This window comes from Dietzia kunjamensis (assembly GCF_045689975.1).
GTDB classification, from domain to species: domain Bacteria; phylum Actinomycetota; class Actinomycetes; order Mycobacteriales; family Mycobacteriaceae; genus Dietzia; species Dietzia kunjamensis.
Genome location: NZ_CP143297.1, coordinates 120,148 through 134,578, shown reverse-complemented (window position 1 = coordinate 134,578; position 14,431 = coordinate 120,148). Strand labels below are relative to the sequence as shown.

The window sequence follows — 14,431 nt, the reverse complement described above, 5'->3', positions numbered from 1 at the left end:
GGGGTCAGGCCCGCTCGACCCCGACCTCGATGACGGTCCCCCACGGGTCGTCGAATCGCAGGACCGCGCCGTCGTGACGTGTCTCGATCCGGTGGTCGGTCAGTCGCTGCCGGAGTGCGTCGACATCGTCCGCGGTGGGCAGCTCGATGTTCACCCGGCCCAGGCCCAGGGCCGCCGCGCGCGGGCCGGCGCCGGCCGTGCCCCAGGTGTTGACCGCGATGTGATGGTGGTACCCGCCGGCGGCGATGAACAGTGCCGAACCGACGTCGCTCATCACCTCGAAGCCGAGGGCGTCGACGTAGAAGTCGCGGGCTGTCCCGATGTCGCCGACCTGGAGGTGGACGTGCCCCAGTGCCGCGGACGTCCCGATCGACGAACCGGCGACCGGCGGGGTGAGGTGCGTGCGCAGGAAGGCGTTGGGGTCCAGCGGGTTGGTGGCCACCTTCAGCAACCCGTGGGGCTCGGTGGCCCAGGTGTCGCGGGGCCGGTCGGTGTACAGCTCGACACCGTTGCCCTCGGGGTCGTCGAAGTAGAACGCCTGACTGTAGAGGTGATCGGCGCTGCCGGTGAAGGATCTCGGCGCATGCCGGGCGACCGAGGCGACGGCCGCGGCCAGCGACGGCTCGTCGTCGAACAGCACCGCGGTGTGGAACAGTCCGGCCTGCCCCTGCCTGCGCGGCGGCAGCTCGGGCATGCGGCGCATCCGCACGATCGGTCGACCCGCCCGGCCGAGCACGGCGGTCTCCCCGGTCTGCTCGAGCACGTCCAGGGCCACGCCGTCGGCGTAGAACGCGATCATCGAGTCCAGGTCCCGGACCAGGAGTTCGACCGCGCCCATGCGCGTGTCCGCCGCGAGCAGGTCGTCGGCCGGGCGCTCGGCCAGGCTGCGGGGATCGGGGTTCTGGACGTAGACGGGCATGGTGCCCTCCTTGCTCGCGGTGTCAGGTTTACGTGATGTGTCATCTATATCAACCGACGCACCCGGTCGTCTATTCCATGACATGTCACCCACCCCCGCGGCGCCGTCGGCCGGGACAGCCGACGGGGTGCCTACCCCGTGACGTCGAGGAAGCCCGCCGCGCCCTTCTCGGCGTCGGCGAACGAGTGGTCCACGAACGTGTAGCGCCCGGGCTCGACGAAGGTCATCTCCACGAACCCGCCCTGCGACGGGGCCAGGTCGAGCGCCTGTGCGCCCCCGTTCCCACTGCCGAAGGCGTCCCGCCCGTCCCGCAGCAGGTAGGCGCCCTCCTTGTACACGGTGTCGAACTGTGACCCCACCACGTGGAAGCTCGTCCCGTCACTCGGTCCGGCCGCCACCACCCACACGCGCACGGTCTCGCCGACCCGGGCGGTCAGCGGGTCCCGCCGGTACTGGGTCGCGTGCCCGTTGAACATCACCAGATCGGGCTGCCCGGCCGCGATCTTGCCGGAGTCGAACGGCTCGTCCTCGGCGCCGAGGTACGACTCGGACTGGACCAGGGCGTACTCGCGGTCCACCTCGGTCAGGCCCGGCGGGTCCACGATGAGCGCGCCGAACATCCCCGCGGCGACGTGGCCGCTCATGGGCGCGGTCGCACAGTGGTAGAGCCAGGCGCCGGCCCGAGTCACGGTGAACCGGTACTCCAGCTCCTCGCCCGGCGGGATCGTCCGCATCACCTCGTCGGGACCGACGTCGCCGGCGTGGAAATCGATCGAGTGTCCGATGGTCCCCTCGTTGCGGAGGGTGACGATGAACGTGTCACCCACCGTGCCGCGGAGGGTCGGGGCCGGCAGCCCGCCGTTGTAGGTCCACACGGGCCGCACCACCCCGGGCGCGAGTTCGCCGGTGGTCTCCTCGACCGTGAGGGTGATCCGGTGTTCGCGGCCCGTCGGGGCGGGCGCGAGGGCCGGGTCGCGGGTCACGAACTCGTCGGAGGGCGGGGCCAGCACGTCGATCGCCTCGGCGGGGGCGATGCCCGCGGCGCCCCCGGCCCCACCATGGGCGTCGTGCCCGGCGGCGGGATCACCGCCCTCGACCCGGACCTGGAAGGTCATGCCCATCGCCCTGTGCCCGGCGATCGTGCACCATCCCTCGAGGGAACGCCCGACCACGCCGGCGTCCACCGTGGCGGTTCCGCCCGGGTCGACCCTGCCCGAGCCGGCCCCGTTGGTCAGGTACAGGTCGTGCACGGTCGTGTCGTCGTCGTTCGTCAGTTCGATCACCAGCCGGTCGCCGGCGGGGACCGTCACCGTGTTCGGTTCGAACCTCATCCCCACCGCCGTGACCTCCACGGTCGTCGTGTTCCCGGTCGGGGTGACCGACGCGGCCTGACCGGTGCGGCGGAGTGGCGAGGACGGGTCGGCGGCGAGCGCGGCCCCCGTGGCGAGGACCACCACCAGCGCGGCGGACAGCGCGCCGACCAGATTCCGCCGACGGCCGGGCGCGATCTCCGGCCGGGACGTGCCCGGGGTGACGCGGGCGGGCTTCTCGCCGGCCTCGCGGGCCGCGGCCGCGCCCCGGATGACGGCCAACTGTGCGCGGACGGCGCGGATCATCACCGGCAGGAACAGCGCGAACCCTACGAACGCCAGCGTGGACCCGACGACCCGGGTCCAACTGGTCCCACCGGGCACGAGGAAGACGATCAGGCCGGCGTTGACCAGGACGAGGCGGAAGGCGACCAGACGGTTCATCTCCACCATCCCCGCCCGCACCGCAGCCGGACCACCCCGCATCACGGTGGGCATGAGGAAGCTCATCGCCCCGAAGAGGATCTGGGCGGCCGCACCGGCGAGCAGCGGGGTCGTCACCTGCCCCAGGTCCTCGATCCGGCCGGTCGCGACGAGCCACGTCGCCCACCCCAACGCCACCGGCAACCACACCAGCCCACACGCAATACTCATCGAGGCGAACTCCCGCGGCGGCGCCGTGCGCGCGGTGCGGACGAGGTGGACCAGGTGCCACAGCACGGCCAGCAGATACACGCCCAGTGCCGTGGCCGTCACCGGCGTCACGCCCGCGAGCGAGCCCGCCGCGGCCACCACCACCGCGACCGACATCACCCCCAGGGACCGGACCGCCGCCGCGTCCTGACCGGCGGCCATGGGGGTGCGCAGTACCGTCGCCCAGAAGGTCACCAGTGTGGTCAGGACGGTGATCCCGACGAACCCCAGGACGTTGACCGCGAGGTGGAACGCGTGCAGGCGGACGGCCCACTCCCCCGGGACGCCGACCCCCATGAACGCACCGGCGACCGCCCCGGCCGGCAGGAACGCGGCCGCCACGGCGTAGTACCGGACGATCGGCCGGAACCGGGTCGGCGCCGCCGCCCGCAGCTGACCGACAAGGTCCACCACGTACCAGGCCACCGCCCCGCCCACGACCGTGGCGCCGGTGACGATCGGGATCGGCCAGGACCCGATCATGCCCACGACCAGGACCACGATCCCGGCGTTGAGCAGCATGATCCTGCGCACCTGGAGCGCGCGTGACTCCTCCGGGGGTCGCCGGTGCAGCAGGGTCTCGGTGAAGTGCTGGCCCCACACGAGGATCGAGTTGGTGAGCAGGCCCAGGGTGAAGACGTGGATGATCGTCCACGTCGCGGCGGGCACCCACCGGTGGACCACACCCAGCAGCACGAGGGCGATCATCCACAGCTGCACGGGCCGGGTCGCCCGGCGGTGCCACGACCCCTTCCGCCGGGACGGGGTCCGGGGCGCCGCGGTGTCCATGCCACCGAGTCTAGGACGGCCCCCGACCGCGCAGACGCCTACTGCGGCAGCGGGGCCAGCCCGGCGATCTCGAGGGCGCGACGGCCGCGGTCCGATGTCACCAACTCGAGGAACTCGCTCGCGGCCGCGCGCTCGGCCTCGGCGTCGGGGCCGTCCTCGGCACCCGGGATCCTGGCCACCGTGTACCGCGTCGTGCCGGCGTCCTGCGCCAGCTCCCTGTCGCGCTGGTCGACCTCGGCCAGCGACACCCACCCGTGGGACGCGGCGACATCGGTGCGGTAGACGATGCCCACGTCGAGTTCGTTGTCCGCCAACCGGGCCGCGAGAGCACGTGACCCCGGATCACGGTCGACATTCTGCGGAGTCGCCACGCCCGCGGCCGCCAACAGCGCCTCCGACGCGCGGCCGCAGGGGACGTCCAGGGCACACAGCCCCACCCGCAGGTCGGGCCGTTCCAGGTCGCGCAGACCCGTGACCTGGCGCGGATTACCGGACGGGACCGCGACGACGACGTGGTTGCGGGCGAACACCGTCGGCCCCTCCGCCACCCCCGCCTCGACGAGCCACTGCATGGAGCCCTCGTCCGCGGACGCGAAGACGTTGATGTCGTCGCGATCCGGCAGCCCCCGGGCGATCGTGTCGGAGCGGCCCAGTTCCAGACTCACCCGGACCCCGGGGTGCTCGTCCTCGAAGACGTCGATCATCTCGGTGAACGCCTCGGACAGGGACGGCGAGGCGGCGACCCCGAGGGTCATGACGGGGGAGTCGGGCTCCGGCTCGGCGCACGCGACGATTCCCGAGCACGCCAGGGCGAGGGCGAACACGCTGACAGCCCGGCCCCGGTTCACCGATCAGCCTCCGGCGAAGGGAGGCAGAACGTCCACCTCGGAGACACCGTCGATCGAGGCGTGGGGGTCACGGGTCGTCTCCTCACCCACGAGGAACGAGGACACGGTCACGATGCTGGCCAGCGGCTCGCCGTGTCGCTCGCAGACCTCCCGCGCCAACTCCCCGACGGTCGTGGCCTGTGTGTGCAGCCGTTCGCGGGCGGTACCCGCGGCGTCCTCGGCGGCCGCGTAGTACCCCACGGTGATCACTCTCGGTGTCCTGCTCACGACGTCAACCCTATCCTCCGGCACTGACACGTCAACCACCTATGGCGCCCATCGACCGTCGCGGCCTGTGGAAGGCGGTGCCGCCGATGCCGTGTCCTGCCTGCTTGCCCCACATCGCGCCGCGCCAGACCTCGGCGATCTCGTGGTCGGGCGCGCCCGACCTCAGCACCCCGAGGACGTCCGTCTCGTCGTCGCTGAACAGGCACGACCGCACGGTCCCCTCGGCGGTGAGGCGGGTCCGGTCGCAGGCGGCGCAGAAGTTGCGGGTGACGGTCGCGATCACCCCGACCGTCGCGGGAGCATCTCCCACGGTGCGTCCGGCGACCCGCCACATCTCGGCCGGCGCAGACGGGTCCTCGCGCCCGGCGGGAACGAGGTCGAAGCGGGTGCCGAGGGAGTCCAGTACGTCCTGCGCGGTCACCATCTCGGCGCGCGACCACGTGTTGTCGGCGTCGAGCGGCATCTCCTCGATGAAGCGCAGTTGCACGCCCTCCGCCAGGGCCCACTCCAGCAGGTCGGGCGCTCCGGGCAGGGTCGCCCGCAGGGGCACCGCGTTGACCTTCACCGGGTCCAGGCCGGCCTCGACCGCGGCCCGGACGCCCCGCAGGACGGACGGCAGCCGGTCCCGGCGGGTGAGTTGGGCGAACTCGAGGCGGTTGACGGTGTCCAGGGAGATGTTGATCCGGTCCAGACCGGCCTCGACCAGCGCGCCGACCCGGTGTTCGAGCCCCACGCCGTTGGAGGTCATCGCGATCGGCAGGTCGGGGCACTCGGCCCGCGTGCCGGCGATGATGTGCTCGAGGTCGGCCCGCATGAGGGGTTCTCCCCCGGTGAAGCGGACCTCGTGCACGCCCAGCTCGCGGTGCGCCAGGGCGACCAGCCGGATCACCTCGTCAGCGGTCATCCGCGCGGCGTCCGGGATGGGCGGCAGTCCTTCCTCGGGCATGCAGTACGTGCAGCGCAGCGAGCACTTCTCGGTCAGCGAGACGCGGAGGTCGCGGGCGACGCGGCCGAAGGAGTCGACGAGCAGCGGGGTAGCGGGGCGCGTGGAAGGGCTGCGGGTGTCCGGTTCGGTCACGGCGCCCACCTCCCTCCGCGGTCGCGTGTCTCCGAGTGTAGGGGGGCACCGTCAGGCGGCGCGCGACCCCCCGTCCGGTCACCTACCCGCCGTGTCCCCGTTCGCGGCGCGCCCCTGTGGGGTGGGGACGTCCGGGGCGGGGACGTCCGGGTTCGGCCCCAGCAGCGTGAGCTCGTGGATCTCGTCGCGCTCGGCCTGGCCCCGCAGCTGTGGCGCGATCGCCCGTCCCAGGTGGTAGCCCAGGACCACCACGAGGGTGCCCAGCGCGATGCCGCCGAGCTGGAAGTCGTCGGTGATGAGCAGGGTCGTGTCGCCGACCGCGATCACCACACCTGCCGCCACCGGCACCAGGTTGAGCGGGTTGCCGAAGTCGACCCGGTTCTCCTTCCAGATCTTGGCGCCGAGCAGGCCGATCATGCCGTAGAGCACCACCGTGATGCCGCCGAGCACGCCGCCCGGGGTCGCGGAGATCACGGCCCCCAGCTTGGGGGAACACCCCAGCACGATCGCGGTCAGCGCGGCCACCACGTACGCGGCCGTCGAGTACACCTTGGTCGCGGCCATCACGCCGATGTTCTCGGCGTACGTCGTCGTCGCCGATCCACCGAACGAGGTCGCCAGCACGGTTCCCGCGCCGTCGGCGGCCAGGGCGCGGCCCATCAGGCCGTCGGTCTCGGTTCGGGTGATCTCGCCGATCGCCTTGACGTGCCCGGCGTTCTCGGCGATGAGCGCGATGACGCCCGGCACCACGAGCAGCACGAACGCCAGCGAGAAGTCGGGCGCGTGGATACCCACCACGCCGGCGGCCTCGTCGGTCATCGGCGGCAGCCCGATCCACGGCGCGTCCCACACTCCCGACCAGTCCACGCGCAGGTGCTCGGTCACCTCACCGGCGGTGGCGTTGAACGAGGTGATGGGCCCGGTGACCAGGTCGAGCACCCAGGACAGGACGTACCCGAAGACCAGGGACAAAAAGATCGCGATCCGCCCGGCGAAGCCCTTGAGCCCCACGGTCATTCCGATCAGCACGATCATCACCGCCAGTGCGACCCACTGGTCCTGCGGCCAGTACGTCTCCGCCACCACCGGCGCCAGGTTGAAGCCGAGCAGCATCACCACGGCGCCGGTCACCACCGGCGGCAGGATCGCGGTGACCACGCGGCCGCCCACGACGTGCACGATCAGGCCCACCACCAGCAGCGTCGCGCCGGCGACGAGCATGGCGCCGGTCACCTCGGCGCTGGTGCCGCCCTGCGCGCGGATCGCGGCGACCGCGCCGACGAATGCCACCGAGGTGCCGAGGTAGCTGGGGACCTGCCCCTTGACCACCGCGAGGAACAGCAGGGTGCACACGCCGGAGAAGAGGATCGCCAGCTGCGGGTTGAGCCCCATGATGATGGGGAAGACGAACGTCGCGCCGAACATCGACACCACGTGCTGGGCGCCGATCCCGATGGTCCGCGGCCAGCTCAGCCGCTCCATGGGGGCGACCACCTCGCCGGGTCTGATGTTCTTGCCGTCGCCGTGTACCGACCAGAGACCCACTTCTTCCCCACTCTCGCTGCGTCCGGCCGCACTCGCGCGGACCGTAGGCACAGTACAACGCGGTTACGGTGGTGACATGACCTCCCTGCCCGACAGGCCGAGCCGCCCGTCCCCCGCCGAGTACCGCGAGCTCCTGCGTGCGCACCTGGAGCCGGTCCTCGAGCGGGCCGCCCGCAGTACGCACCTGCCGCTCGCGGCGTGCGCGGACTCGGTGCTCTCGGCGGCGTTGCGGGCGTCGGTCGACCTGCCGCTGTTCGTCAACTCGCAGATGGACGGGTACGCGGTGCGCTCCGCTGACGTGGCCGGGGCGGGACCCGACTCGCCGGCGCGGCTGACGGTGGTCGGGGCGGTGCACGCCGGTGACGGGCCGGGACCCGATGTCGACGACGACGAGGCCTGCAAGATCATGACCGGAGCGCCCGTCCCCCGGGGTGCCGATTGTGTGGTGCCCATCGAGGACACGACCGTGAGCGAGACCGACCCCACTGTCGTCCTGGTGCATGCGCCGCGGTCGCGGGGCGAGTTCATCCGTCGCCCGGGGGACGATGTCCGGGCCGGCGACGTGGTGATCGACGCCGGGGTGCGGCTACAGGCGCGGCACCTGGCGGCGGCGGCCTCGCTCGGGGAGTCGGGACTCGACGTGCGGCCGCGGCCGCGGGTCGGGGTGGTGGCGACCGGTTCCGAGCTGGTGGCGCCGGGGCGGCCGCTCGCGCCCGGCCAGATCTGGGAGTCCAACTCGATCACCCTGGCCGCCGCGCTCAAGGCCTGCGGCTGCGAGGTCACCACGACGCTCATCAGCGGCGATGACCGCGCGGCGTTCACCTCGACTCTCGACGAGGCCGCCGGCGACGCCGACCTCGTGGTGACCGTCGGCGCGGTGTCGATGGGCGACGCCGAGGTCGTGCGCCAGGTGCTCGCCGATCGCGAGGGCGCCCGCTTCGCGCCCATCGCCATGCAGCCCGGCGGCCCGCAGGGGCTCTCGCGCTGGCGTGACACTCCCGTGGTGTGCCTGCCGGGCAACCCCGTGAGTGCGATGGTGTCGTTCGTCGTGCTCCTGCGGCCGGTCATCCTCGAGGCCGTCGGCCGCGCGCCGGTCCGCCCCGTCCGCGCCCGCCTGTCCCGCGACGTCACCTCGCCTGCCGGGCGGGTGCAGTACCTGCGGGCGGCGCTGGCCGCGGACGGCGACGGCCTGCCCACCGTCGATCCGGTCTCGGGCCCCGGCTCGCACCTCGTGGCCTCGATGGCCCGGGCGGACGTGTTGATCGAGGTCCCCGCCGACGTCACCTCACTGGAGTCCGGCGCCGAGGTCGACGTCCTGCCGCTGTAGGGGCACGCCGTACAGTCCGGGGGAAGGTGCGTTGACCAGCCTGCGCACGTCGTACTTCGCCGCAGGCGAGAACGGGGGTCCCGATGCGTTCCGACGCCGAGCCGACCGCGGAGCAGACCGCGGTGCCGGACGAGGGCCTTCTCAAGTACCTCGTGTACACGAGTACGCCGACCAGGCAGATGGTGCCCGAGGACTTCGAGTCGATCCTGCGCACTGCCAGGCACCGCAATCGTCTCGTGGGGATCACCGGCATCCTGCTCTTCCGGGACAACTGCTTCATCCAGTTCCTCGAGGGCCCACCGGCCGAGATCGATGCCCTCCTGGACGACATCATCGCCGATGAGCGGCACCACCACCTCCGCGTGATCCTCACCGAGACGACCGTCGACCGCAGCTTCCCCGATTGGCGGATGGGATTCGGGACGCCCGGGGCCCACGAGCCAGCCGGCCTGCCCGACGAGCGCGACAGTTTCAACGACCTCGCCGCCGGTGCGGACGGGGGCACGGTACGACGGGCCGCCGACGACGTGTCGACCTGGTTCAAGGCGAAGGAACACTCCGCCGCGTCCTGACCCGGCTCAGCAGACGGGTAAATGAAGAGCGTCCGACGCACCCGCTACAAGCGGACTGTGCGCCGGACGCTCGTGCTCACCCCGGGTCAGATGTGACCCGGCGTGTCAGAACCAGTGTTTACGTCCACCGACCGCGCGGCCTGCCGCACCGAGGATGACGAGGATGACGCCGATCGCGATGAGCACGAGACCGATCGTCCAGAGGATGGGGATGTCCAAGAGGAATCCGAGGATCAAGAGAATTGCGCCAAGAATGATCATGAAGTCGTCCTTTCACCGTAATTTTTGGGGAACGACTGAGCGTACCCACGTCCCACAGAGTCCGCGACCGATCGCGCCCGGTCACGCCCGCGCCTCATCCCGTGCTGTCGAGCGCCTGCTGCCAGAAGTCGATCTCCAGCCGGGTGGCCGTGCGGAACACCTCGGTGAGCTCGTCGAAGCGGCGGTCGGTGAGCCCGCCGTCGGACAGCACGTCGAGCTGCTCGATCGCGGCGCCGGCGGCGGCGGTGAACTCCTCGCCCGAGTACTCGGAGATCCATTCGCCGTACGGGTGCTCGCCGTCGTGCTCGGCGAGCCGGGGCGCCAGGTGCGCGCCGATCTCGGCGTAACCGATCGTGCACGGGGCCAGCGCTACATGCAGGTCGAGCAGGTCCCCCGCCATGCCTGAATCCAGCACGTACCGGGTGTAGGCGACGGTGGCCTGCTTCTCGGCGGCGGCCTCGAGTTCGGCGCGCGGGATTCCCCAGCGGTCGGTGAGCCGCAGGTGCAGTTCGGTCTCCACGAGGATCGCGCCGGTCGCCCGGTGGGCGGCGGTGATGTCGGCGAGGGTGCGGCTCTTGTAGGCGGCGAGCGCGTTGGCGCGGGCGAATTGCACCAGGAAGTGGAAGTCCTGCACCAGGTAGTCCTGGAACACCGCGAGCGGCAGGGTGCCCTGCCCGAGCTCGGTGACGAACTCGTGTTCGGTATAGGCCTCCCACTCTGGACGGCAGCGGTCTTTCAGGGTCTCGAACAGGGTCACTCGGCTCTCCCGTCGTGGGCGGACATCAGGCGGGCGACGATCGCGCCGTGAGGTCGAGCTCCCGGCCCGGTCCGCGTGTAGGTCTCGATCACCTCGAAGTCTGCCATCCGCAACTCCTCCGACAGGGCCTCAACCGGCCAGCGGTAGGCCCCGGCCACGGCGTGATCGAACCGTTCGACCTCCGCGCCGTGGAAGAACCCGAGCAGTAGTCCGCCACCGGGGCGCAGACACCGCGCCATCCGCACGAGCGTCGGTCGCACGGTGGCCGGCTCGTGGTGGATGAGCGAGTACCAGGCGAGAATCCCGGCGACCTCGCCGGGCGACCGGGGTAACGCGTCGAGTTCACCCACCTCGAATCGACACCCGGGATGAGCTCGGCGGGCGTGACTCACGAACTCCGGTACCTGGTCGACTCCGCGCACGTCGACGCCCCGGGCCGCCAGGTGGCCCGTCCAGTGCCCTGGGCCGCAGCCTGCATCGATCAGCGGCCCGTCGAGCTGATCCGCCCAGCGCGCGACCAGCTCGAGGTCCGAGGGGTGGACCGACGCGATAGAACCGAGGTGGTCGATGTACTCCTGTGCGCGGCTCGAGTACGCCGCTCCGACCTCCCCGGTCACGACGACCTCCCCCGTCGGCGACTCGGCTGTACACCCTCCCACCGGCGGAAACTGCGGGAGAAGGTCGCGGTCTCGGAGTAGCCCAGCTCGGCGGCCACCTCGGCCACCGGGACGTCGTGCACCAGCAGCTCGAGCGCCCGCTGATGCCGCACCTCGTCGACCAGCGTCCGATACGAGGTCCCTTCCGCTCCGAGGTGGCGTCGCAGGGTGCGGACATCGACGTGCAGTTCCGCCGCCACGTCCGCCATCGACGGCCAGGTCCCGCGCTCGTGCCGGAGCCGGCTGCGCACCTGGCCGGCCACGCCGACCCGCGCGAGCCTGTCGGCGAGGAGCTCGCGGCACTGCCGCTCGAACACTCGCGCCGTGTTCTCGTCGCCCTGCGGCAGCTCGGCCTCGAGGGCCTGTCGCGAGACGGTCAGCCGGTTGCGCGCGGCGTGCGGCGTGACCGTGTGCGGCGCCAGGCCCCACGCGTGCCCGACCAGCGCCGCGCTCTCCGGGCCGAGGGTCGTCTCGAGCGAGACCGGCCCCAGGTCGATCCGGGCACCGCGGAACGCCGCGGCCAACCCTGCCAGGTCCCGCTCCACGACGAAGGTGCGCACGTCGGCGGGGATCTGATCGTCGGCGGCGACCAGGACCGCCCCGCCGTCCGGGCCGTCCACCTCGAGAGAGAACTGCACGTGGGTCGGGGACAATGCGAGATAGGGGATCGCGCGATCGATCGCCGCCCGCACGGTGGGGCCCGCGAGCATCATGAAGCCGATGACGCCGGTCCGCCCGATGGTGGAGTGGGCACCGACGCCCGCCCCCAGCCCGGGCCGGTCTCCAAGGCGCGCGAGCAGGGTGCGGATCACCGTGAACTCCTGGTGCGCCCAGATCTGCGCGGTCTCGTCGTGGAGGTCGCCGGGATCGAGGCCCGTGCCGGCCAGGCACTCCGTCGTCGTCATCCCGTGGGCCAGCCCGCCCTCCACCATGATGCGGACGCCCTCGGTGCCCCGCGGCACCGCCCATACCGGCGAGGAGTCCATCGGCCGACCTTAGCAACACCGGGCGGCGGATGTCCGAAAATGCCAACTCTGCGCCCGTTTGCGACCTTCCCGCACCCGCGTCGGGTGGCTAGCGTCACAGTCATGACTCTCGCCGCACGCGCAGGAACCGCCCAGTCAGCCGGCCACACCGGCCTCGCCGACGAGATCCGGGCGCTGTACGCGCGGGCCAAGGCCGCCGTCGGCGAGGACGACCTGGCGCACATCCGCAACGTCACCGCCTACGGCCGGGCGATCGACGCCCGTCGCCGCGAGTTGCTGCGCGAGGGCGGGCCGCGGGCGATCCGGCGGGCCACGGCGCTGGAGATGATGTACCGGCTCATGCAGTTCTCCGAGCTCGGGCACAACATCGTCCACGGCAGCTACGACCACCTGCCCGGCAACGGCGACTATCACTCCGACCGTTACGAGTGGGACTTCAACGTGGACGTCGACCACTGGAAGACGATGCATCACGTGGGCCACCACCCCAACACGAACATCGTCGGCAAGGACCACGACCTCGGCTACAGCATCTTCCGCGGCAGCGCCGGACAGGACTGGTACGGCCACCACCTCGGTCAGGTGGCGCTCATCTCGGCGCTGGCGGCCGCGGCCCCGGCAGCGGCTCCGTTCTTCCTGGCCAACATCGCCCGCAAGGTCTCCGGCCGGCCGTTCCTCAGTTCCTACACCCTGCGCTCGCCCGCCCGGATCGCCGGACGCGACCTGAGGCGTCGCTTCATCGACGAACCGTTCCGCTCGGGGTGGAAGCCGCTGCCCACCCTGCTGGCCAACTACTCCGGCGGCGTCACCGGCTACATGGCCGTGTTGTTCCTCGTGTTCATCGAGCACCACGCCGGCGAGCTGGAGCTGTTCACCGACCCCGGCCCCGACGAGACCGCCGACCAGTACTACGAGCGACAGATCCGGGCGACCCGCAACTTCCTGCCCAGCACGCAGATGGACGACGCCCTCGCGCGGGTCCTGGAGGAGGAGGTGCCGTTCGCCGATCGCCCCGACCTGCGGATCTTCTACGGCGGCCTCGACACCCACGTCGAGCACCACCTGTTTCCCGATCTGCCACCGTCGATGCAGCGCAGGATCGCCCCGGAGGTTCGGGCCATCGCTGCCAAGTACGGGCTTCCGTACCACGAGACCCCGCTGCTGGAGACCGTGCCGCTGATCGCCAAGACGCTCACCGGCCTGTCGGTGCCGTTCGGCGAGCGCGAGTTCGGCCGCCCGTCGGCGCTGCTGCGCGACCCCGCCTCGCTCGTGCGCCGCGTGCGCGCCGGGCTGTCCTACAGGCCCCTGCCCGAGTCGCCGTACCTGGACAAGCCGCGCTTCCACAACGTGCCGGTCAGGGTCCTGTCCGCGACGCCCGTCGCCGACGGCCAGGCCGTGTCGGTGCGGTTGGCCCGCCCGCGCGGCTGGGAGGACATCGGGTGGGATGCCGGGGCGTACGTGTCGCTCCGGGTCGCCGGCGGAGGCGATCACGGCGGCGATGGTCAGGGCGGCGAGGAGTCGGTCCGCCAGTACAGCCTGGTCCGCGACAGTTCGGACGCGGAGGCGGATGCCGGGGGCGCCATGGAGATCTGCGTCAAGCGCGTCGAGGGCGGGCGGGTGTCCACCCGGCTCAACGACTCGTTGCGCGCGGGTGACCACGTGACACTGGTCGGCGTGCCACAGTCCTCGGGCGACTTCCCGACGCCCGCGCCGGGCGCGAAATCCCTGCACATCGCCGGCGGGGTGGGGATCACCCCGATCATCAGTCTGTTGCGCCGCATCGCCCGCGACGCGCGCCGCGGCCAGCCCGACGGAGCCACCGGTACCCGCCCCGACGCGACGCTCCTGTACGTCAACCGCGACGACCGCTCGATCATCTTCGAGTCCGAACTCCGCGAGCTCGCCCGCGACTCCGGCATCACCCTGCACCTGTTCACCGATGCACCGTCCGCGCGCGAGGACCTGGTCACCGGCCGACTCGGCCCAGAGCTCCTGCAGCGCGTGGTCCCCGACGCCGCCGATCGCGAGACCTACGTGTGTGCCCCGGCCGCGCTCATCGACCTGACGCGCGGGTGGCTGCGTGACCTGGGCCAGCCGGCCGGGCGGTTCCACGCCGAATCGTTCACCGCGCCCGAACTGGACCGGCCCGACGACGACGGCAGTCGCTACACCGTCCGTTTCCGCCGCACCGGCACGGCGGTGGAGATCGACGGTGCCACCACCCTGCTCGAGGCGGCCGGCCGCGCCGGGATCGCCGTGCCCACCGGCTGCCAGCGCGGTCTGTGCAAAGCGTGTGTGACGCCCAAGCTCAGCGGCACCATCCGCGCGGAGGCCGCCGACCGTGCACCCGGCGCCGTCGCGCAGGAGCGCGTCACCGTCTGCACCGCGCTGGCCTGCTCGGACGTCGAGCTGGATCTCTAGTC

The 14,431-nt window shown here is 71.8% G+C and carries 13 protein-coding genes; 3 read left to right on the top strand and 10 right to left on the bottom strand.

Annotation, left to right across the window (positions count from 1 at the left end; translation table 11 throughout):
- Positions 1-4: 4 nt before the first annotated feature.
- The 6 genes from VZF99_RS00645 to VZF99_RS00620 all read right to left on the bottom strand — a co-directional run bounded on the left by VZF99_RS00645 (position 5) and on the right by VZF99_RS00620 (position 7,386).
- Entirely contained in the window at positions 5-919 is a 915-nt protein-coding gene (locus VZF99_RS00645; protein WP_253002952.1) for a VOC family protein, read from the bottom strand.
- Positions 920-1,050: 131 nt separating this feature from the next.
- Complete coding sequence (locus VZF99_RS00640; protein WP_407335437.1) at positions 1,051-3,711, bottom strand: multicopper oxidase domain-containing protein; 2,661 nt, start codon at positions 3,709-3,711, stop codon at positions 1,051-1,053.
- Between the two features lie 38 nt (positions 3,712-3,749).
- Positions 3,750-4,559: a molybdate ABC transporter substrate-binding protein gene (locus tag VZF99_RS00635; RefSeq protein ID WP_407335436.1), complete on the bottom strand. Its 810-nt coding sequence runs from the start codon at positions 4,557-4,559 to the stop codon at positions 3,750-3,752.
- A 3-nt stretch (positions 4,560-4,562) separates the two neighbouring features.
- A complete protein-coding gene (locus VZF99_RS00630; protein ID WP_227022118.1) occupies positions 4,563-4,826 on the bottom strand; it encodes a MoaD/ThiS family protein in 264 nt (87 codons plus the stop codon).
- A 31-nt stretch (positions 4,827-4,857) separates the two neighbouring features.
- Entirely contained in the window at positions 4,858-5,913 is a 1,056-nt protein-coding gene (gene moaA, locus VZF99_RS00625; protein WP_407335435.1) for a GTP 3',8-cyclase MoaA, read from the bottom strand.
- A gap of 69 nt (positions 5,914-5,982) precedes the next feature.
- The gene (locus VZF99_RS00620) at positions 5,983-7,386 is read right to left on the bottom strand and encodes a uracil-xanthine permease family protein (RefSeq protein ID WP_407336154.1); all 1,404 of its coding nucleotides are present in this window, start codon (positions 7,384-7,386) and stop codon (positions 5,983-5,985) included.
- A gap of 139 nt (positions 7,387-7,525) precedes the next feature.
- On the opposite strand from VZF99_RS00620, the gene glp reads away from it, so the two are divergent.
- Positions 7,526-8,776, top strand: coding sequence for a gephyrin-like molybdotransferase Glp (gene glp, locus VZF99_RS00615; protein WP_407335434.1), 1,251 nt, complete (start codon positions 7,526-7,528; stop codon positions 8,774-8,776).
- A gap of 83 nt (positions 8,777-8,859) precedes the next feature.
- Positions 8,860-9,348, top strand: coding sequence for a BLUF domain-containing protein (locus VZF99_RS00610; RefSeq protein WP_185952049.1), 489 nt, complete (start codon positions 8,860-8,862; stop codon positions 9,346-9,348).
- A 105-nt stretch (positions 9,349-9,453) separates the two neighbouring features.
- Here VZF99_RS00610 and VZF99_RS00605 read toward each other — a convergent pair whose 3' ends face one another.
- The 4 genes from VZF99_RS00605 to VZF99_RS00590 form a co-directional block, all read right to left on the bottom strand.
- Positions 9,454-9,609 carry a DUF6131 family protein gene (locus VZF99_RS00605; RefSeq protein ID WP_096906278.1) on the bottom strand — a complete coding sequence of 52 codons (156 nt, stop codon included), beginning with the start codon at positions 9,607-9,609 and terminating at the stop codon, positions 9,454-9,456.
- Between the two features lie 94 nt (positions 9,610-9,703).
- The gene (locus VZF99_RS00600) at positions 9,704-10,366 is read right to left on the bottom strand and encodes a TenA family protein (RefSeq protein WP_407335433.1); all 663 of its coding nucleotides are present in this window, start codon (positions 10,364-10,366) and stop codon (positions 9,704-9,706) included.
- Positions 10,363-10,983: a class I SAM-dependent methyltransferase gene (locus VZF99_RS00595; RefSeq protein ID WP_407335432.1), complete on the bottom strand. Its 621-nt coding sequence runs from the start codon at positions 10,981-10,983 to the stop codon at positions 10,363-10,365. Before VZF99_RS00595 ends, VZF99_RS00600 begins: the two co-directional genes overlap by 4 nt.
- A complete protein-coding gene (locus VZF99_RS00590; protein ID WP_407335431.1) occupies positions 10,980-12,008 on the bottom strand; it encodes an AraC family transcriptional regulator ligand-binding domain-containing protein in 1,029 nt (342 codons plus the stop codon). The genes VZF99_RS00595 and VZF99_RS00590 overlap by 4 nt, the downstream gene beginning before the upstream one ends.
- 102 nt (positions 12,009-12,110) lie before the next feature.
- Here VZF99_RS00590 and VZF99_RS00585 point away from each other — a divergent pair, with 102 nt between their 5' ends.
- Positions 12,111-14,429, top strand: coding sequence for a fatty acid desaturase (locus VZF99_RS00585; protein WP_407335430.1), 2,319 nt, complete (start codon positions 12,111-12,113; stop codon positions 14,427-14,429).
- Positions 14,430-14,431 lie beyond the last annotated feature (2 nt).